Source organism: Priestia sp. YIM B13491 (assembly GCF_042787605.1).
Taxonomy (GTDB): Bacteria; Bacillota; Bacilli; order Bacillales; family Bacillaceae_H; genus Priestia; species Priestia megaterium_E.
Genome location: NZ_JBHZOR010000004.1, coordinates 416,872 through 435,339, shown reverse-complemented (window position 1 = coordinate 435,339; position 18,468 = coordinate 416,872). Strand labels below are relative to the sequence as shown.

Here is an 18,468-nt window from a genome sequence, read left to right as displayed (position 1 = left end):
CCCCTGTCATTTGTTCGTATTTTTGTTCTCGTTTCTTTCAACGGTTCCTATAGTAACATGCTGAAAAAGAGTGTCAAGTTGAATTTAACCGTTTTTTTCCTCCTTGAGCGTATAACCTTATGCATATGTAAGCGTAAACAAAACTTTTTTAAATATTTTTTTCTGCAAAAAAAAACGATTTTTTTTATAAAAATACGTTTATATAAAGAAAATCGGGGCATACTATATAGTTTGGACTTTGAAATTTTTTTGCAAAAAATAGAGGAATTTTGAAAACGTTATTTGAACAATATAATAGGTTTGCTAAAATGAACCTATGTACCAGCATCTTGGTTTTTTTAAAAAAATTTACTTTTGATATAAACCACGCTGTGCTGTCGACATTAAAATAAACAAAACGACATACAATTTAGGAAGTGTCTAAACATTATTGGAGGTTCTATTATGAAGAACAACTCGTTTTCTACAGTTCCATCGTCTTCAGAAGGAATAGAGAAACAGGATTTACACGTTGTGGGAATTGGCGCTTCTGCCGGAGGGTTAGAAGCTATTGAGCAGTTTTTCGCTAATATGCCTTCACCAAATGGAATGGCGTTTATTATTGTGCAGCACCTTTCCTCTAAATATAAAAGTTTTATGCCAGAACTGTTAGCAAAAAAAACAGGAATGAATATCAAACTGACACAAGACGGGATGACTTTACAAGAAGACACAATTTATTTAAATCCTCCCCATCATTATGTGACCGTTGTTGATCATACTCTTCGCCTTCGTCCTTATGAAGAAAATGATCAGGTAAAGTATCCGATTGACGCCTTTTTTCATTCTCTGGCTGCTTCAAAAAAACACCGGTGCACAGCCATTATTTTATCGGGAAAAGGAAATGATGGAACAGGAGGAGCAAAAACGATACGAGAGTATGGCGGAACTGTACTTGTACAAGATGAAAGCACAGCAAAGTACAGAGATATGCCCCTGAGCGCTATTGATGCACACCTTGCTGATTATATTCTTTCTCCTGCTGATATGCCTGACCTTGTGCAAACGCATGTCAGCCAAACTGAATTTACATATAATGAAGAAACGCTGCAATATATTTATTCATTAATAAAGAAGAAAACAGGCATCGACTTCTCTATGTACAAAAAAAACACGGTGCTGCGACGACTTGAAAAGAGAATGGCTTTACTCGATCCGCCCTCTCAAACGATGGAAGAATACCGGGACTATTTATGTAAAGAAGCCGAAGAAATCGTCGAACTGCAGCGAGACTTGCTGATTGGAGTGACACAATTTCTTAGAGATAAAGAAGCATTCTCTATTATTGAAGAACAGGTCATCCCTCAATTAGTTGAAAGAAAGATTCATAGTCAAGAAGATGAAATCCGCATCTGGGTAGCAGGTTGTTCTACTGGTCAAGAAGCATATACATTAGCTATTTTGCTTCTTGACTATTTATCAACAATCAACCGTTATTTCGATGTCCGAATCTTTGCTACGGACATCGATCGTCATGCAATCAAAAGAGCTAGTCAAGGTATTTATGAAGAAGCGGAAGTTCATTCCTTCTCAGCAGCTCAGATTAATGAATATTTTGAGCAAACAAAACACGGTGGTTATCAAGTTAAAAAAACAATCCGCAAAATGATTGTTTTTGCCCCGCATAATATAGGAAAAGACTCGCCTTTTGTAAACGTTGATTTAATTAGTTGTCGAAATATGATGATTTACTTCCAAGCTGAACTGCAGCAGCGCATTCTGTCTCTTTTCCATTTTTCTTTGACAGAAGAAGGCGTGCTTTTTTTAGGCCCTAGTGAAACAACGGGAAATTTATCTGATTTGTTCCGCCCTATCAACAGTAAGTGGAAAATATTTAAGCGTTCGGGCCAGCCCAGCCGACAAATTACGGGAGCTTTTAATCTTTCGAAATCCAGCTTGCATGAAGGTGATTTTTCTAGCGTGCCGCTGCCAAGCCAACTTTATAAGCCTCTTCCTTCACTTAAATTAGATGAGATGTACCAGTCAATGATTGATCACTTTATGAGCCCTTGTCTTGTATTAAATGAATACAACGAAGTAATATTTTGTTCAAAAGAAGCGACTCAGCTTATTAACGTTCCTGTAGGGAAAATTAATTATACAATTTTCAAAATGGTTCCAGTTCACGTCTCTTTAGCCATTGGAGCAGCTATTAAACGCGTAAAAGAGCAAGGTATGAGCGTATGCTGTCAGCACATTGAGTTTGTCATAAACAACGTGCAGCGCCGTTTTAATATTACGATATCTGCCCTTCCAACAAATCACTCTCTTTACTTACTTATGTTTGATGAACAGACAGATGGTGCCATTACTGATAAGGAAGAGCCCATGTTTCTTAATCAAACAAGCTCGATTAGTGAGCTTGTAGTAGATTTAGAGCAAGAGCTTCATTATACGCAGCAGCATTTGCAAACGACGATTGAAGAGTTAGAAACAGCAAATGAGGAGCTAAAGTCCACGAACGAAGAACTGATTGCTTCTAACGAAGAGCTGCAGTCCACAAATGAAGAATTGCAGTCTGTTAATGAAGAGTTAATTAGTGTTAACAACCAGTACGAGCGAAAGATTGAAGAATTAACGGACTTAAACAACGATATCGATAATTTATTAATCAGCACAACTATTGCTACCATCTTTTTAGACGAGCAGCTGAATATTAAATTATTTACGCCGGAAACGAAAACAGTAATCAACGTTCTTCATCAAGATATCGGAAGACCTTTCTTTCATATTTCGCATAACTTTAGATATGACCATCTAATCGAGGATGCAATGCACGTTTTAAGAACAAATAACACCCTTCAAAAAGAAATTCAAAGCTATGATAACCAATGGTACAGCATGAAAATGATGCCTTATCGTACAAATGAGAATTTAATTAACGGTGTAGTTATTACGTTTATTAATATTACAGAAATTAAACGATCAAATGAAGAATTGGCTATTACATCATTTGCAGTCGCTCACAGTCCTACGGGCATTTTCATTACCGATCATCAAGGTAAAATTAAGTACATTAATCAAAAATTCATGGAGCAAAAGCATGCCCCGCAGGAAGTATTTGGGCTACACCTCTATGACTTATATACAAAAAAGCTGGGGGTTAAAAGATTCCCTAAGATTTGGAATGAAGTATACAGAGGAGAAAAATGGAACGGAGAAATTTCCTACGTTCAAGAAGACGGAGAAACCGTTTGGGAACAGTTAGCCTTAATGCCTGTTAAAAATGATCAGGATGAAATCATCCATTACATTGGGTTAAGCGAAGACATTTCACAGCGCAAACAGTCGGAAATGATGCTCAAAAATTCAGAGATGTTGTCAGCACTGGGACAGCTGGCTGCTGGCATTGCCCATGAAATACGAAACCCTCTTACATCATTAAAGGGCTTTTTACAGCTTATGATGCAAGAAGAAACGTATAAAAGAGAATATATGGATGTCATGATGTCCGAGTTTAACCGCTTAGAACTAATTATTAGCGAACTGCTCATTCTAGCCAAGCCCGAAGTCGTAAAATATGAAAATAAACAGATAAATTTAATTCTTCAAGACGTATGTACGCTGCTGCATACACAGGCCATTCTTAAAAACATTACTATTTCAACAGATTTTGAAGAAAAATTACCTGTTGTTCATTGTATTGAAAAAGATATGAAACAAGTATTTATCAACATGGTAAAAAATTCTATTGAAGCGATGGATGACCCCGGGTCTATTCTGGTAATATCTAAATTTGATCCAGATACAAATCAAGTAGTCGTCCAAGTGATAGATGAAGGAAAAGGCATGCCGAAAGATCGATTAACACGAATTAGCGAGCCTTTCTATACAACAAAAGAAAAAGGAACAGGATTAGGATTGATGGTGAGTCACAAAATCATTAGTAATCATAAAGGAAGCATTTCGTATGATAGTGAAGAAGGAAAAGGAACAACGGTAGAAATCCGATTGCCGCTTTCTTAATGTACTTTGTTCTTCTGCCTTAAACATTCAAGCTCCTGATTAATTACATCTTGAATGTCAAACAAATGTGTAGAGACCAATTCAATATATTCTCCTTTTCCTGCTTCAATTACGTCGGAGCGGATAATACTTAGGAGGTCTTGAATGGTTAGCACATTTGTTTTCATTTCTCGAAAATGACGCTGAAGATCAACTAGCTGCATTTTTTTCACCGTTTCTACATCTGTTTCCCTGACTGAAAAATCTTGGTTCACTTGTGGTGAGTCTTGCATAAGCATAGAGCGAAACTGTTGAAGAGTTGATTGAACACTCATCATATGCTCATGAATAGGATAGCAGAAAACAGCGTGCAGCGAATGATACGCTTCAGGCTTAAAATGAAAATCAAAAAGAGCAACCGGGTTAGAAAACGTGCGCATATTTACTTCGATTTGCACTTCTTCCTTTCCCTGGAGTGCTCTTTTTACTTTTTCTTGGCTGTCTTCATCAACTAGATCTAAAAAGTTCTGAACAGGCGGGAAATTTTTCGTGACGCTTGGTGTAAATTCAATTATTTCGTTGTCTTTATTGAGTAAAAACATTGGAACCGGGATGTGTTGAATCGGCAAACTGATCATATTTCTTCCCCCATTACTAACATTTTATCTTGCATCGAACTTTCTTTATTATTGATTAGAAGCCAGTCTTTAAAAGCTTGAATATGATTAATGAATATGGTTTTTGAAGATCCTGAAGCCGATAAATCATGCTTGTTGAGAAGCCTGCTGCCTACTAATACAAGAGGACTTTGCGGCATGTTTTCAATCTCAGCAATGTACTTTTGTAAATCAGGTAGCAAATGCACTTGGGAGACAGACAAGCACACTACATCAGGGTCCCATCTTTCAATGCTTTTTAGAGCAAACGGCAGCGGCAAGTTTGCTCCTAAGTTTTTAACTTCCCATCCCTGTTCTCTCATAAGTCCTGCAATTATTTTAATACCTAAGTAATGCTCTTCTCCTTCAATACAAAAAAGAAGTGCTCGATGGCGCTGAAGCAATTGATGCCGTGATAGCTGAAAGCGAGTTAACACATAGTCACAGGTTGCAGTAGCCAAATGCTCGTCCGCGACTGAAATTTTATTTTCTTGCCACCTTTTCCCTATCTCATACATCGCTTCTGTCAGAAACGTGTATACGTCAGTTGAAGAATGGCCTTCTTCTATATATATAGCAATAAGCAGCCAGCTTTTTTGAACGTTTCCTTCTAGCAAACAATCAGCTAAAGCCGCTACATTACGAGAGTAAACGATAAGATCACGCCCTTTTCCTAAAGTTACAATAAATCTCTAGGCAAAACTTCCTTTTTGCACGATCGACAACATGCGTAGACGCCTTTATTTTCATCATAATCTACGTTCATCGGCTGCTTGCATGCTTTACATACAGCATGCACGTAGTTTAAATATTTTTCCATTAATAAACGTGTTGCCCCACTTGTTTTCCCGCAATAATAGCAAACAAACCTTACTTTTCCTTTTTTTGTTATCTCTACTTCTCGCATATGCTGACAAGATTCACAGCGATCCCAGCTGCGAAGATAATTGCTCAAAGAATATTGTGGTTTATTTGTTTCTATATACATTTTCGTTTCTTGATTTCTTGTTTTATCTTCGGTAAAGTCAATTGACCGAATAAGCTGTTTAGCGCCTAGCTTTGACTCAATTCTAGCTGCCATAAACGCTTCATTCTTTCCGCCATAAGGCATATTAATCCATATAGTAGATTCATCGATGATAAGCAGTGACATCGGAACAGGAGATGAAATGACATGAGCGCCGTCAATTCGAACTTCTGTTGGTTCACGAGTAAGAACGGTCAGTTCACCTTTAAACGAATTTAACATATCACGTATTTCTTGAGGAACAAGGGAAGCATAAGGAATACACAATAAAATCTGCTGCCGAGCTTGATATAAGTCTTTTTTTAACTGACTGCTGTTCGATGGATGATACCAAATCAATTTAGGATGCTGAATGACTTCTTTTAAAAATTCCTGAGGCTGGTATACTTTTTGATTTTCGTTAAAGTGGTTGACCAACTTCCATAACGCTCGCTCTTTTGGTACGCGCTGCTGGGCAAACGACTCGTCTGAAAGCATAATGAATTTTCCTTTTGAACGCGTCACCGCCACATTTACCAATCGATCGCTATTTTCATTTGTTAAAAGTAATCCTGGTTTTGACTGCGGCTTTGTATCGACCGTGTCAAAAATCATGATATCTCGTTCTGCCCCTTGAAATTTGTGTACGGTTGCTGCAATTATATCGCTAGCTGGTTCAATATCTTGAAGAAATGCATTGATCAATTTAGCTTGAGACTTATAAGGAGTCACATAGCCAAGAGTAGCCGAAGAAGCTTTGCCTGCCCGCAGCATCAAACTTACCGCCAACACAGCCGTTATCACATTGTAGCGTGAGCCGGAAGCAGCATCTCGCATAGCGGAAGAATGCAAATGACCAATGTTAAGCATAAGCGCTGCTTCATGAGCAAACGGCCGGCTGCTTGCTACTACTTCTCGACTTGTTGTGACAGATGGATGATCTGCTACTCGATTGCTGTAAATATAGCGATTTGTAAAAGCTGAGATATCTTTATGCATTCTTCTTTGCTTCGTCAACATAAAAAGATGCGGGTGTATCTCACCGCTTTCTACTTGCTCTACAAGACCCGTCTGCTCAAATAAATCTCGCTGCAGCCACTTCTTCACTTCAGCATGAGAAGATTGAGATACCGGGGGAAGCTGTTTAAAATCGCCGCATACAACAATTCGTTTTCCTAACGTAGCTGCAAAAGCAATTTGCGGTGCATATGCCATGCTAATTTCGTCTACCACAACCATATCAAATTCACTTTGATAAAGTAATCGGTCAATAGCCGCTTTTGATAAAGTAGTGCCTACAATATACGCTTGATCAAAAACATTTTTCTCCGCTTCCATCCACTTGTTACGAAGGGCGTTTAGCTTTTTGTTAACTTGCTGAAGCTGGTGTGCTCTATTGGGATACCTGCTTAAGTAAACTCGTTCTTCTTGTAAATCACGCATCTCCTGAGCTAAATCCGGATCATCTTCTCCAATGACTTCTTCTACTTTTATATTTTCTAAGCCGCTGCTTTTTGTTGCTCCGTATCGAATGAGTTTTCCTTTTTTCCAAGCTTCTTTCTTTTTTAACTGACGCGCAGTTTCTTGCAGCAAACCGTCCACCGCTGCATTACTGTGAGATAATAAAAGGATCCGCTTTGATTTCCGGTAATAGCTTGCCGCGATTTTGGACAGCGTATATGTTTTTCCTGTTCCAGGAGGCCCCCAAATATAAGTAGTACGATTATAACGCGCTCGCAGTAACACTTCATGAAGAGCGTTCTTAGACGTATACTCCTTATGACGCACAGGACTATCGCCTCTCATAAGACGTTTGATTCTTACTATTTTTTGCTTGTAATCTTTTGATTCCGTGAGTCTATCAATGAGAGCCTGCAATAATTCCCATGGTTCGTTATATATATCGAGTTCGTCTACTTCTTGTCCAATAAACGCATCTATTTTAAGGTACAGATCAAACCCTTCTGTTCCAATCACTTCTCCTTTACTTTCTTTATGCTGGTGGACAAGGCGTACCTGAGCTCCATCAAAAAGGTATAAATCGGCTGTGCGTTCAAACCGGTAAAGATACGCATCCTCCTGCTGCCCTAAGTACTCTCCTTTTCCTACCGTATACTTTTCTCCGCCGTGTTTCTTCATATAATTAATCTCAATTGAAAGTGCGCGCACCCATGCTTTTAAATATGAAGAGATAGAGCGTTTTTCCATAGATGTCTAACTCCCTTTTTATCCGTTCATTTCTAACTTGTCTATTCTATCATGTCATTTGAATATAGCATAGCTTCTTTCTTTTTCATTTTTATAAAAGCAGAATACTTTTTTACTATTCTATCTCTATAGACAAATTAAGACTTTTTTCATCATAATCGTAAAAAAACTGCGTTTTTTCTATCACTTTAGACGTATTGTTACAAACTTGTAATATAAAACCTACCATTTTGTCATGGTTTTGTTACATATTGCTGATAGAATAAGATACAACTATTGGAAATAAAGGAGAAATATTAGATGAAAAAACACATTTTTACATTAGGGGCTACAGCTTTAGTATCAATTGGAATTGCAGACGCAGCATCAGCTGACACAGACACGCATAAAGTAAAAGCTGGAGAAACGTTATTCAGCATCTCACAGCAGCATAATGTAACAGTTGAAGACTTAAAAAAGTGGAATGGTCTTTCTTCGACATTAATTTATGCAAACCAAACATTACAAATTGGATCTACATCTACTGACTCTTCATCTAGTTCAACTCCAACTACGACATCTTCAAACCATACATATACAGTACAATCAGGCGACACGCTTTATCGTATCGCTAAAAACAACGGTACTTCTGTACAGCAGCTAAAAGAGTGGAATAACTTATCTAGTCATTTAATTTATGTGAATCAAGTACTAAAAATAAGCGGAACAGGAACTGTTTCATCATCACCTTCAGCACCTGTACAAGAAAAAACAAACGAAACGCCAGCATCCCCGGCTCCTGGCAACAGTAAAAGTTACAAAGTTCAGCCTGGAGATACAATGTGGAGCGTAGCACAGCGACACGGCATTTCAATTTCTCAATTAAAACAGTGGAATAACTTATCGTCTAATACGATTTACATTAATCAAGTGCTACAAGTAGGCGGACAAGCAGCAGCTCAGGCGAAACCATCAACGCCATCACCTGCTGCTCCTTCAACACCGTCAACTTCAGCACAGTCGACTTCAACGCCGGCACCTGCTCCAGTGCAAGAAAGCAAGTCGGTTTCGAAAGAGATTACGGTTGAAGCAACAGCTTATACTGCTTACTGTGCAGGCTGCAGCGGAATCACTGCTACAGGGATCGATCTAAGGTCAAATCCTAATCGAAAAGTAATTGCAGTTGATCCTCGCGTGATTCCATTAGGTTCTCGCGTATACGTAGAAGGTTACGGAGAAGCAATTGCTGGAGATACTGGCGGTGCCATTAAAGGTACTCGCGTTGATTTATTTATGGCATCTCAAAGCTCAGCTTTAAATTGGGGACGCAAAACGGTAAAACTTCAAATTTTAGATTAATCACTAAAAGCAGAAGCTTGTTAGTCGCTTCTGCTTTTTAATTTTTTTTCAAACATAATCATATCGATAGCTTGCAAGCCATTCTCGTAAATCGGTGGAACATACTGCAAAAAGAAATTCTTTCTGACACCATTTTGATAAAAGCCTGCCTTTTTATAAAATGCTATGTTTTCAAGACTGGAGTCCGCTGTTCCTACAATCATTTTAGAATAATGGTTACACTCATACAATGCTTCTAACTTGTTAATGACTTTGCTGCCGATTCCTTTTCCTCTGTATGCTTCTTTTAAACCGATATTCTTTACTTCTACTGCCGATTCCCCTTCATCGATGAGGCACTGCACAACTCCTATCACCTTCTTTTCATACACAATGGTAAATAAGGAACCTTCATTTATATACGACTTCACCACTTTTTCGTCTTCATCCCCTATTAATAGCAGGTTCAAATAGCAAGCGCGACTGTCTTTATCAATTTCAGCAAGGTCGATATTCATCTTTATCCTCCAAAAAATAAGTCAATAATATTGCTGCCTCTTGAAGATGATTTATTATATAGCTCTGAATATCCGCAGTTCGTGCAATATACCACTGTAAAGTGATTGTGCTGAACGTCTAAGTATCTAGACAGTCCCGTTCCCGTTGTAGCAATTTCTTTTGTTTGTGCTTCTGTATGTCCGCATTTTACACAACCGTTTTTCCCCATTGTCATACTCCTTTATACATAAAATAATTTCTTATTTATATAAACGGTTAGAAAAGGAAAAAGTTTCATTTAATTGATAAATAAAGGAACTAAAGAAACCACATTTTCCATTACCTAGAAATAGAAAATGTGGTTTCTTACTTTTAGTATTAACGGTATGACTATACAGTTGGTTTCTATGACAGGAGTTCTCTTTCCATAATTTCAACGTTTTTTTGATGACATTGTGCGGTGAAATCAGAAGGAAACGCTAGTTTATCATTTAGCTTATCGAGCGCTTCTTTACTGTTTTCTTTCACTGCCGCTTGCAGTTCATCTAAATAAGAGCTGGCCATCTCCACTCGTCTTTGAATTTCAGCTCGGTGATGTGTCGTTTTCCCGTGCCCGGGAACTAGCGTTAGGTTTTGGTGCTTAGCTAAAATGTGTCGCGCAGTGGCAAGCGTGTCGCGGTAATCATTTACACTTTCATATATGTACGGATATTCAAAATCCGATAAATAATCCCCTGCAATCCATATCGAATCATCGACAATCATAAATAGGCCATCATTTGTATGACCTTTTGCAAAATAACAGGTAATGGATGTTTCGCCTAAAGTAATATGCTGTTCATTTTCGGTTACAACAATATCTAACTCTGGGAATATAATATCATGAGATCTTTTTATATAATAGTCATGATCAAACTGCTTAATCATTTGAACTTTTTCTTCTTTGTCCGGGTGATGTTTCAAAAATTTGCTGCCGATAAAGGTGGCATTTAATTCTAAGAAAGCGCCATACCCAATGACGTGATCAAAATCTCCGTGAGTAAAAAACACATACAGGTTGCGGTGGTTTGAGATCTCTTGAACATGCTGTTTAATTTCATTAATTTCGTGAGGAAGCCACGTTGGATCAACAACAATAACACAATCTTTTGTTTCAATCACTGCAGATGTTGTTTGAAACAGCGCGCTTTCAAAAACCGTCATTTGCTCCGTTTTATATTGAATCATGAAAACAGCTCCTTATTTTTTCTATCACCTTTATTATAGCGGAAATAGAAAGATAAGGGCGCGTATGACGATTTATAAAACGAAACTATGCAAGATGTGATAAAATGCGGAACCAGCCAAACAATGAAATCCAAATAGGAATACTAAATAAGGTTCCCCAAAATAAACCTTTCAAAAAGTTCCCTTGATTCATTCTGATCTTCCTCACCTTCATCGTATGTTGGTTTTTAGTCTAGCGCAGCTTGATGAAATTTTAGTGAAAAATAAAAAAAGAAGCAGCTGCTTCTTTTTTTATTTATTATAAAATTGGTGATCGTACTTAATTTTCGGCAGCTCGCGTACTTCCTGCGACATTTCCGTTCCGCACATCGGGCAGTTATAATCAACCGTAACAAAATCTTCTCTCATCCATCCATTACACGATTCAGATTGACACGCATATACAGTCGTATCCATCATTTGATCTACTTCTTCTTCTACAGCTTTTTTTGCAAAATACATGTGCACAGCTCCCTTTTTTTCTTAGTATATGTAAAATTCCCATTTTTTATTTACAGCTTGATTACTTTTTCATCCGGCGTTATTGGACACCACTATTTAATTGTGTATAATTAAATAAAAAGCAATAGACTGGAGGCAACATGAATGGAACAACTTTATAAGCAGCTGCAGCTAGAAAATCAGCTTTGTTTCTCAATTTACGCCACGTCTCGAGAAATTACAAAGGTGTACAAGCCGCTGCTCGATAAATTAGGAGTAACCTATCCGCAGTATTTAGCCCTTCTTGTTTTATGGGAACATGAAACACTCAGCGTGAAAAAAATGGGCGAACTTCTGTATTTGGATTCAGGCACCCTTACTCCTATGCTAAAAAGAATGCAGGATCAAGAATTAGTGATTCGTCAGCGTTCTCATGAAGATGAACGCGTTGTTTTTATTAGTTTAACCGAAAAAGGAAAAAACTTACGTGATAAAGCTTGTCATATTCCAGAAGAAGTTTTTAGTATGACGAATAAGTCACAGGAAGAATTAGAAAAGCTGAAAGAAACGCTGCAGGAGTTATTGCAATCACTGCATACGTACAATCAAAAATAGACCATATAAAATTGCACATAAAAAAACGCCTGGATTTAAGAAAAATCCAGGCGTTTTTTATTTACTCAGCCGTTGTGTTTAACGTTACGTTAACATTTCCACGCGTCGCTTTAGAATACGGGCAGAATTGATGTGCATCTTCTACTAGCTTCTCAGCTACTTCTTGTGAAACGCCTTTAATATGAGCGTTTAACACCACGCCAATTTTAAAGCCATCATCAGTGTGGTCTTTTAGTAGACTTACCTCTGCAGTAATAGACGAATCAATGTCTTTTTTTTGTTTCTTTGCGATTAAATTTAAAGCACCGTCAAAACAAGCAGAATATCCTGCTGCAAACAGCTGCTCGGGATTTGTTCCTTCTTTTTTGTTATTTGGAGAAGGATTTACAAGGGTTAAATCAATAATACCATCATCTGATTTAACTCGACCATCTCGGCCTCCTACCGCTGTTGCTTTAGATGTAAATAGTACGTCTGACATAAGATCACCTCATAGATTATTTTATGTAATTTCATTGCAGACAATCAAAAAAGTCGCAATCAAATTCATTTTGTAATCACTTTGATTACCGTGATAGTAATGTACTTCCCCTTCTATAATGAGTGTAAACCTATTATTTTATACAAAAAAAGAGAGTTACCTCTCTTTTTTTCCTCTTTGTTTTTTTAAACCGCTTTGAATAATGTTATCTCCATATTTTTCACGCAAACTTTCGACAGCTTTGTATAAAGGCTCTTTTTTTGCTTCCTCTCCATATGTAAACAAATCTAACTGTTCTTCTTCCTGAACATGGTGGCTCACTTGAAGAGCAGCTACGCCTAATAAACGAATCGGTTCTCCGTTCCAATGCCTTTGAAATAATACCGCACTGTAATGAAAAAGATCATTTGGCTCGCTAATTGCTGTTGAAATAGTTTGGCTTCGAGTAATGGTTTTAAAATCACTGTATCGTATCGTTAATTGAATCGTTTTGCTTACAACTTTTTTCGCTTTCATACGAGAGCTTACGGAATGCGATAGTTTATTTAAAATAGGGAGAACTTCATGTTCATCTACTGCATTTTGAGACAGCGTCGTAGAGTTTCCAATAGATTTAAACTGTGATTGGCGATCAGGGTTCACCTGTCGATCATCTTGGCCCCATGCTCGTTCTTTCATAACTTCTCCTTTTACTCCGAGAGTTTGTTTAAGAAGACGGGGAGCGGCGTTTGCTAGATCACCTATGGTTACCACTTTAATCGCATTTAGCTTTTCAGCTGTTTTTTTACCGATTCCGTGCATTTCCTCCACCGCTTTTGGCCAAAGAACGGTTTGGACATCTCTTTTTCGAAGGACGGTAATCCCTAAAGGTTTTTGCATATCACTTGCTGTTTTGGCCAAAAATTTATTCGGTGCGATTCCAATTGACACAGGAATTTGCAGCGTCTGTATTAAATGCTGCTGAATTGACTTTGCTATGTCAAGAGGAGAGCCTAATTCAGCACAGTTTGTAATATCCAAATAGCCTTCATCAATGGAAGCAGGCTCTAAAAGAGGTGAAATGGTTACTAAATAATCAAACATGTTTTTGGACACTTGGCGATATAATGGAAAATTAGGTTTTATAACAACCAGCTCAGGGCATTTTCTTTTCGCTTCCCAAAGAGGCATTGGCGCATATACTCCGCGTTTACGAGCAATATAGTTACAGGTTACAACAATTCCTCTTCGTTCCTTTGGATTGCCAGCAATAGCAAGAGGCTTATCTTTGAGCGTATGATCATGTGCGGTTTCAACAGATGCATAAAAAGCATTGGCATCAATATGAAGAATAACTTTGCCGTTTTTAGGGTACATCATTTTCATACTATCACCTCTTTCTGTATAATTAATCCCCGAAAGAAGAACGTACATTCTTATTTATTATAACTCTTTTTTTCTAAGTTGTGCGTACCTATACTTTATTTTTATTTTGAGCGAACACTGTGTGTCACTCTCTCGTATTCTAATGAGGAAAGGAGGAAGAAAACGTGATTGATCAGCTTATCGGAGCCATTAACCAATTAGGCTACGGATATTTCTTTTTTATCATTTTAGTCGGAGCCAACCTTACTCCGATTCCTGACCCAGTATATATTATGCTTGCAGGCAGTCAGGCTACGTCTCCATCCGTTCAGTATATTCCAGCTTTTATACTTACCTACAGCGGAATGATGCTTAGCTTATACCTTAAATTTTTGATAGCCAGCCTGTTTTCAGCTCAGGCGCTGGCGCTATTAAAACGCCCGCGATGGGAAAAGAATGTCATGAAAGTTGAGCGAACGATTCAAGAATATGGATCTCACGCCATCATCGCAAGCTACTTTTTACCAGGAATGCGACATGTGATGCCTTTTTTTCTCGGAGCAAGCGGAATGAAGCATCGTCATTACATTAAAGTCTCATTCTCTTTTGGTTTCATTTGGACGCTCGCTTTATTTATTTTCGGTTCCTTTTTTAATACGACATCTTCTTATACTGATGTGATTGAGATCACTTTAGCTTTTTGTGCGATCAGTTTGATTATCTATGCCGTCCAAAGAAGAAAAATACGAAAAAAACAGCAGTAGTTTGTGTAAAAAAGTTCTTTTTCACAAACTGCTGCTGTTTCATTTATATTAAATGACTTCATTATATCCCTTTACAAAGTATTTGCGCGCGCGGTAAAGAGCTGATTTTAACGTAGTCATCTGCATATTTAATAACTCCGCAATTTCTTCATATTTAAATCCAAATCCATATTTTAATAGAAGCAAATTGCGATACTTAGGATTCAATTTATTTAAAATCGCCTGACATTCAGCCGCTTCTTCATTTCTGAGGACCTGCTGAATAGGCGTATACATAACGGGCTCTTCTTTGTAAGAAGACGTATAGCGGTCTTTCACTATTTTACGTCTTCCTAAATCACACCGTTTATTTAATGCGACGCGAAACATCCAAGCTTTTATTTTTTCAGGATCGACCATTTCTTGTTTTTCTAAATATTTTAATGCTACTTCTTGCGTAATATCTTCGGCATCTTGTCTATTCACGCCATTTTTCAATAAATAAGCCAGCACCTGATTCAAATAATCTTGCAATTCCTCGCCGCACATAATAAGTTCTCCCTTGTTATTTTAGTTTTTCTTTTAGTTCGTTTGGCAGCTCATTTTCATTCAACATGTAAACCTGAGGAGTATCTACTTGATCTTTGTAATAAAAAGCAACAAGATAATCTCCTGTGTCTCGTAAATTAGCACGTTGAAGAAGTATTTCTACCTGCTGATTGTTTTTTACTTTAATTGATTTTTCATCCTTCGTTAGAGATGTAAAATCTTCTTGAAGACGATAGTCGTTTTTAAGATGAGAAGAATTTTTAAACACTTCGGTTTTTACTACGTCCTTTGGCATAAGGCGAGCACGTTCATATAAGTGCTCTTTTTTCAGCCATGCTTCTACTTCGCTATATGACTTCTCCCAAGATGCTTCTTGAACATACTGTCCTTTTCCATCCATGAAATCAATTGACGCCCAGCTTTCTTTTGTGCTGTACATTTCATCAAACGTTTCGTTCATCATCGACTGTTTAACTACATGTATGAGCTCTTGCACTTTTTCTGGATTTGTAATATTAAGTGCACTTGACTTTCCAAAAACAGAAAAACTCACGCTTTTAATTTTATCCGTATTTTTTGTTCGTAAAAGTGGATGGAAATTTTCTTTGTATTCTTTTGTTTCCGCAATTTCTTTATAAAAAGCTTTGTAGTCTGAAAATGGAATAAAGTATTCTCGAACTATTTTCTTTCCATTTTTTAATTTATAAGCAAATACCGCCATTTTCCCGTTTCTGCTCTCTATTTCACTCTGTTTTTCAGGATCCATCTTCTTATCTTTAGATGATGTAATTTGTTTTTGCAGCTGACGAACGCTCTTAATCGTTTCTTTACTTGTATAATAATAAGGAGCTTCGTAGTAGCCACTTCTTCCATCCGCATAGTTTTCAGGTTTATCCGTCAATCTATACATCTCTTGGTCAAAATAAACACTTTCAATCTCTGAAACTGCCGGCACTTTAGTAGAATAGCCAAACACGTCTAAATGAATAATAAAGCCTACAATAGCTGCAGCTATAACAAAACCTAGATACCCTTTCCATTTCGTAAAGATACGCCACGTTTTATTTAAAATAATTTGAGCAACTATATAACCTATTAATGAACCAATAATATAGCCCACGACCATCCATGAAAACTCGCCTTTCATACTGCCAAAGTAAAATCCGCCCAGCATCAGTGAACAAGCCGTTACTCCGTAAACGAACACCGGTTTTAACCAACCAACTGAAATAGTTTGCGTAGCAGCTTCTACTCTTCTTTTTTGATAGGTGATTAAAGCAATGATGTAAAATAAGACGATGAGTCCAATATAAACAAATACACTAGTAGAAAAGCTTTTATGAGCTACCATTTGCGCTACGTGTGAAAATGGAACAAGGCTGTCAATATTTTTACTCATGTAATAGTCATAAGCATAGCCGTACCAGTAAAACTTTACATTGGATATAGCTAAATAAGAGATTCCGCCGGGGAGAAGAAATAGAACGTATAAAAAGATTCCTTGCAGGACAGACATTCCGGTGAACATTCCCGCTAAAACAGTTCCAGTTAGCACAAATAAGTTAATCAGAATACTGTACCCGACCCAGCTTAGAACATCTCTTGTTGTATAAACATTCTCAACCGTTAAAACTCCTTTAACGGCAAAAGTAACGGCTCCCGTAATTAAAATCGGAACAACTAAAACCAACGCGCCCAGAAGCATATTTTGATGAAACAGCGTAGAACGCTTAATTGGTAAACTATGAATATAGTCAGCCGCAATCTTCGTTTGTATATACCTAAATAGGAAAATACCGAGTAACACTGGTACAACAAACATAAACACAAATTCCAGCCCGTCAAATACCTCAAATAACGTGTCTGGTTTCTCTATATAAGGGTCTACCTTTCCAGTGAAAGTGAAAATTAGTTGTAAAGGTAAAGCGAACAGCAGTACTAGCAAGTATACAAGTCCAATCCATCCTACGTTTCTCATAGATTGAATCCACATGCCTCGGTTAAACGATGATGTTTTCGATTGCATAACCCACATCCCCCATTTCATAAATAAAGATTTCTTCCAGCGTAAGTGGCAAGATGTCAAAAATTAAAGGCTTATACGATCGAACTTTGTTGACTAAGTGATTTTCTTTTCCTCGAACAATACAAAGCAAGACGCTTCCTCGTTTTTCTTGATATAAAATGTCCAGCGTGTCATAAAGCGCTAGCGGCACATCTCCTTCAAATGCAACTTGAATTTTGTGCACGTCTGATTTTAAATCATCCAGTTCTTTTTCAATTAACAATTGACCGTGATGCAAGATGCCTACATGATCACAAAGATCTTCCACTTCTCGTAAGTTATGTGATGAAATTAAAATCGTCATTTCCCGTTCTGCCACGTCTTGGACAAGAAGGTTTTTAATTTTTTGACGCATTACCGCATCTAACCCATCGAGCGGCTCATCTAAGATAAGTACATCAGGCATAGCAGACAGCGCTAACCAAAAACCTACTTGACGCTGCATTCCCTTGGACATTCTGTGTACCTTTTTATGTAATTGAATTGGGAAAGCTTCTTTTAATTTTTGAAACCGCTCTTCGTTCCAAGTCGGATAGACGCTTCTATAAAAAGACGCTAATTGCTTAATCGTTGTTTGAGGGAAAAAATAAAGAGAATCTGGCATAAAAATAAGACGTTCTTTTAAGCCAACGTTTTCAAATACTTCCTCGCCGTCTATTGCGATTTTCCCGTGATCTTGCTTGTAAATACCTGCAATGATTTTTAATAGCGTTGTTTTCCCTGCCCCGTTCGAGCCAAGCAGTCCGTAAATAGATCCTTTTTTTATAGAAAGCGTGACGTCTCTTAGAGCTTCCATTTCTTCAAACTCTTTTTTTATCGCCTTCAGTTCAATCACTATCGCTTCCTCCTTTTACTGCTTTTTCAGCCTGTGAAATAAGTGATAGAATTTCATCTTTATCCATCCCTAAATACATAGCTTCTGCCAACAGTTTTACTAATTCTTCTTTCATCTTTTTCACCTTCTCGTTATTTAGTGTATCAACTTGAGGCGTTACAAAACTTCCTTTGCCTGGAACTGAATAAATATAATTCTGATGTTCTAGTTCACGATACGCTTTTTGAATTGTATTTGGATTAATCGTTAATTCTTTTGCTAACAGCCGAACAGATGGAAGCTTTTGATCGGCCTTAAAGACTTCATGAATAATAAGCTCTTTCAATTTATCTACTAATTGCTCGTATATCGGCTTGCGACTACGAATATCTAAATCGAACATAGTCTGCCTCCCTTCATCTACCCAAAATCATGATGTGTGTACTAGGTGTATTAACTGTATTACTTATCGTATTACAGT

17 protein-coding genes are annotated in these 18,468 nt (G+C 37.5%); 4 read left to right on the top strand and 13 right to left on the bottom strand.

Going from position 1 to position 18,468, the window contains the following annotated elements; genetic code table 11:
• The first annotated feature begins 444 nt into the window (after nucleotides 1-444).
• Nucleotides 445-4,005 (top strand): CheR family methyltransferase, encoded by a 3,561-nt coding sequence (locus ACFX4E_RS17155; RefSeq protein WP_377258610.1) that lies wholly within the window; start codon nucleotides 445-447, stop codon nucleotides 4,003-4,005.
• Here the strand turns inward: ACFX4E_RS17155 and ACFX4E_RS17150 are convergent.
• From ACFX4E_RS17150 to ACFX4E_RS17140, 3 genes are read right to left on the bottom strand one after another with little or no spacing between them, the layout of a single operon-like run.
• Nucleotides 4,002-4,622, bottom strand: coding sequence for a hypothetical protein (locus ACFX4E_RS17150; protein ID WP_028408578.1), 621 nt, complete (start codon nucleotides 4,620-4,622; stop codon nucleotides 4,002-4,004). The two genes, ACFX4E_RS17155 and ACFX4E_RS17150, sit on opposite strands and share 4 nt — an antisense overlap.
• Nucleotides 4,619-5,296: a cobalamin B12-binding domain-containing protein gene (locus tag ACFX4E_RS17145; protein WP_255257664.1), complete on the bottom strand. Its 678-nt coding sequence runs from the start codon at nucleotides 5,294-5,296 to the stop codon at nucleotides 4,619-4,621. Before ACFX4E_RS17145 ends, ACFX4E_RS17150 begins: the two co-directional genes overlap by 4 nt.
• 23 nt (nucleotides 5,297-5,319) lie before the next feature.
• Complete coding sequence (locus tag ACFX4E_RS17140; RefSeq protein WP_377237960.1) at nucleotides 5,320-7,854, bottom strand: AAA domain-containing protein; 2,535 nt, start codon at nucleotides 7,852-7,854, stop codon at nucleotides 5,320-5,322.
• Nucleotides 7,855-8,154: 300 nt separating this feature from the next.
• On the opposite strand from ACFX4E_RS17140, the gene ACFX4E_RS17135 reads away from it, so the two are divergent.
• Nucleotides 8,155-9,192, top strand: coding sequence for a LysM peptidoglycan-binding and 3D domain-containing protein (locus tag ACFX4E_RS17135; protein ID WP_221840514.1), 1,038 nt, complete (start codon nucleotides 8,155-8,157; stop codon nucleotides 9,190-9,192).
• A 20-nt stretch (nucleotides 9,193-9,212) separates the two neighbouring features.
• On the opposite strand, the gene ACFX4E_RS17130 is transcribed toward ACFX4E_RS17135, so the two are convergent.
• From ACFX4E_RS17130 to ACFX4E_RS17115, 4 genes are all read right to left on the bottom strand, one after another.
• Nucleotides 9,213-9,689 carry a GNAT family N-acetyltransferase gene (locus ACFX4E_RS17130; protein WP_377237961.1) on the bottom strand — a complete coding sequence of 159 codons (477 nt, stop codon included), beginning with the start codon at nucleotides 9,687-9,689 and terminating at the stop codon, nucleotides 9,213-9,215.
• Nucleotides 9,690-9,691: 2 nt separating this feature from the next.
• Nucleotides 9,692-9,898 carry a zinc ribbon domain-containing protein gene (locus tag ACFX4E_RS17125; protein ID WP_013056980.1) on the bottom strand — a complete coding sequence of 69 codons (207 nt, stop codon included), beginning with the start codon at nucleotides 9,896-9,898 and terminating at the stop codon, nucleotides 9,692-9,694.
• Nucleotides 9,899-10,074: 176 nt separating this feature from the next.
• The gene (locus ACFX4E_RS17120) at nucleotides 10,075-10,896 is read right to left on the bottom strand and encodes an MBL fold metallo-hydrolase (protein ID WP_337134014.1); all 822 of its coding nucleotides are present in this window, start codon (nucleotides 10,894-10,896) and stop codon (nucleotides 10,075-10,077) included.
• 291 nt (nucleotides 10,897-11,187) lie between these two features.
• Nucleotides 11,188-11,397, bottom strand: a complete 210-nt coding sequence (locus tag ACFX4E_RS17115; protein ID WP_013056977.1) for a cold-shock protein — start codon at nucleotides 11,395-11,397, stop codon at nucleotides 11,188-11,190.
• Between the two features lie 144 nt (nucleotides 11,398-11,541).
• Between ACFX4E_RS17115 and ACFX4E_RS17110 the strand changes: the two genes are divergently transcribed.
• Nucleotides 11,542-11,991, top strand: a complete 450-nt coding sequence (locus tag ACFX4E_RS17110; protein WP_098333212.1) for a MarR family winged helix-turn-helix transcriptional regulator — start codon at nucleotides 11,542-11,544, stop codon at nucleotides 11,989-11,991.
• 61 nt (nucleotides 11,992-12,052) lie between these two features.
• Here ACFX4E_RS17110 and ACFX4E_RS17105 read toward each other — a convergent pair whose 3' ends face one another.
• Nucleotides 12,053-12,472 carry an organic hydroperoxide resistance protein gene (locus ACFX4E_RS17105; protein ID WP_098314918.1) on the bottom strand — a complete coding sequence of 140 codons (420 nt, stop codon included), beginning with the start codon at nucleotides 12,470-12,472 and terminating at the stop codon, nucleotides 12,053-12,055.
• Between the two features lie 156 nt (nucleotides 12,473-12,628).
• Complete coding sequence (locus ACFX4E_RS17100) at nucleotides 12,629-13,837, bottom strand: DNA polymerase IV (protein ID WP_102812682.1); 1,209 nt, start codon at nucleotides 13,835-13,837, stop codon at nucleotides 12,629-12,631.
• Nucleotides 13,838-14,001: 164 nt separating this feature from the next.
• Between ACFX4E_RS17100 and ACFX4E_RS17095 the strand changes: the two genes are divergently transcribed.
• Nucleotides 14,002-14,580, top strand: coding sequence for a DedA family protein (locus ACFX4E_RS17095; protein WP_014460178.1), 579 nt, complete (start codon nucleotides 14,002-14,004; stop codon nucleotides 14,578-14,580).
• A 48-nt stretch (nucleotides 14,581-14,628) separates the two neighbouring features.
• Here ACFX4E_RS17095 and ACFX4E_RS17090 read toward each other — a convergent pair whose 3' ends face one another.
• The 4 genes from ACFX4E_RS17090 to ACFX4E_RS17075 are packed head-to-tail and all read right to left on the bottom strand — an operon-like array spanning nucleotide 14,629 to nucleotide 18,390.
• Nucleotides 14,629-15,108, bottom strand: a complete 480-nt coding sequence (locus ACFX4E_RS17090; RefSeq protein WP_013056972.1) for an RNA polymerase sigma factor — start codon at nucleotides 15,106-15,108, stop codon at nucleotides 14,629-14,631.
• 16 nt (nucleotides 15,109-15,124) lie between these two features.
• The gene (locus tag ACFX4E_RS17085; protein ID WP_377258613.1) at nucleotides 15,125-17,134 is read right to left on the bottom strand and encodes a DUF6449 domain-containing protein; all 2,010 of its coding nucleotides are present in this window, start codon (nucleotides 17,132-17,134) and stop codon (nucleotides 15,125-15,127) included.
• The gene (locus ACFX4E_RS17080; RefSeq protein WP_048020984.1) at nucleotides 17,109-18,008 is read right to left on the bottom strand and encodes an ABC transporter ATP-binding protein; all 900 of its coding nucleotides are present in this window, start codon (nucleotides 18,006-18,008) and stop codon (nucleotides 17,109-17,111) included. The genes ACFX4E_RS17085 and ACFX4E_RS17080 overlap by 26 nt, the downstream gene beginning before the upstream one ends.
• Complete coding sequence (locus tag ACFX4E_RS17075; protein ID WP_013083081.1) at nucleotides 18,001-18,390, bottom strand: GntR family transcriptional regulator; 390 nt, start codon at nucleotides 18,388-18,390, stop codon at nucleotides 18,001-18,003. The genes ACFX4E_RS17080 and ACFX4E_RS17075 overlap by 8 nt, the downstream gene beginning before the upstream one ends.
• Nucleotides 18,391-18,468 lie beyond the last annotated feature (78 nt).

Excerpts from the sequence above, each read along its gene's own strand:
- ACFX4E_RS17155 (WP_377258610.1), top strand. The coding sequence starts at position 445 with ATGAAGAACAACTCGTTTTCTACAGTTCCATCGTCTTCAGAAGGAATA.
- ACFX4E_RS17150 (WP_028408578.1), bottom strand. The coding sequence starts at position 4,622 with ATGATCAGTTTGCCGATTCAACACATCCCGGTTCCAATGTTTTTACTC.
- ACFX4E_RS17140 (WP_377237960.1), bottom strand. The coding sequence starts at position 7,854 with ATGGAAAAACGCTCTATCTCTTCATATTTAAAAGCATGGGTGCGCGCA.
- ACFX4E_RS17135 (WP_221840514.1), top strand. The coding sequence starts at position 8,155 with ATGAAAAAACACATTTTTACATTAGGGGCTACAGCTTTAGTATCAATT.
- ACFX4E_RS17130 (WP_377237961.1), bottom strand. The coding sequence starts at position 9,689 with ATGAATATCGACCTTGCTGAAATTGATAAAGACAGTCGCGCTTGCTAT.
- ACFX4E_RS17125 (WP_013056980.1), bottom strand. The coding sequence starts at position 9,898 with ATGGGGAAAAACGGTTGTGTAAAATGCGGACATACAGAAGCACAAACA.
- ACFX4E_RS17120 (WP_337134014.1), bottom strand. The coding sequence starts at position 10,896 with ATGATTCAATATAAAACGGAGCAAATGACGGTTTTTGAAAGCGCGCTG.
- ACFX4E_RS17115 (WP_013056977.1), bottom strand. The coding sequence starts at position 11,397 with ATGTATTTTGCAAAAAAAGCTGTAGAAGAAGAAGTAGATCAAATGATG.
- ACFX4E_RS17110 (WP_098333212.1), top strand. The coding sequence starts at position 11,542 with ATGGAACAACTTTATAAGCAGCTGCAGCTAGAAAATCAGCTTTGTTTC.
- ACFX4E_RS17105 (WP_098314918.1), bottom strand. The coding sequence starts at position 12,472 with ATGTCAGACGTACTATTTACATCTAAAGCAACAGCGGTAGGAGGCCGA.
- ACFX4E_RS17100 (WP_102812682.1), bottom strand. The coding sequence starts at position 13,837 with ATGAAAATGATGTACCCTAAAAACGGCAAAGTTATTCTTCATATTGAT.
- ACFX4E_RS17090 (WP_013056972.1), bottom strand. The coding sequence starts at position 15,108 with ATGTGCGGCGAGGAATTGCAAGATTATTTGAATCAGGTGCTGGCTTAT.
- ACFX4E_RS17085 (WP_377258613.1), bottom strand. The coding sequence starts at position 17,134 with ATGCAATCGAAAACATCATCGTTTAACCGAGGCATGTGGATTCAATCT.
- ACFX4E_RS17075 (WP_013083081.1), bottom strand. The coding sequence starts at position 18,390 with ATGTTCGATTTAGATATTCGTAGTCGCAAGCCGATATACGAGCAATTA.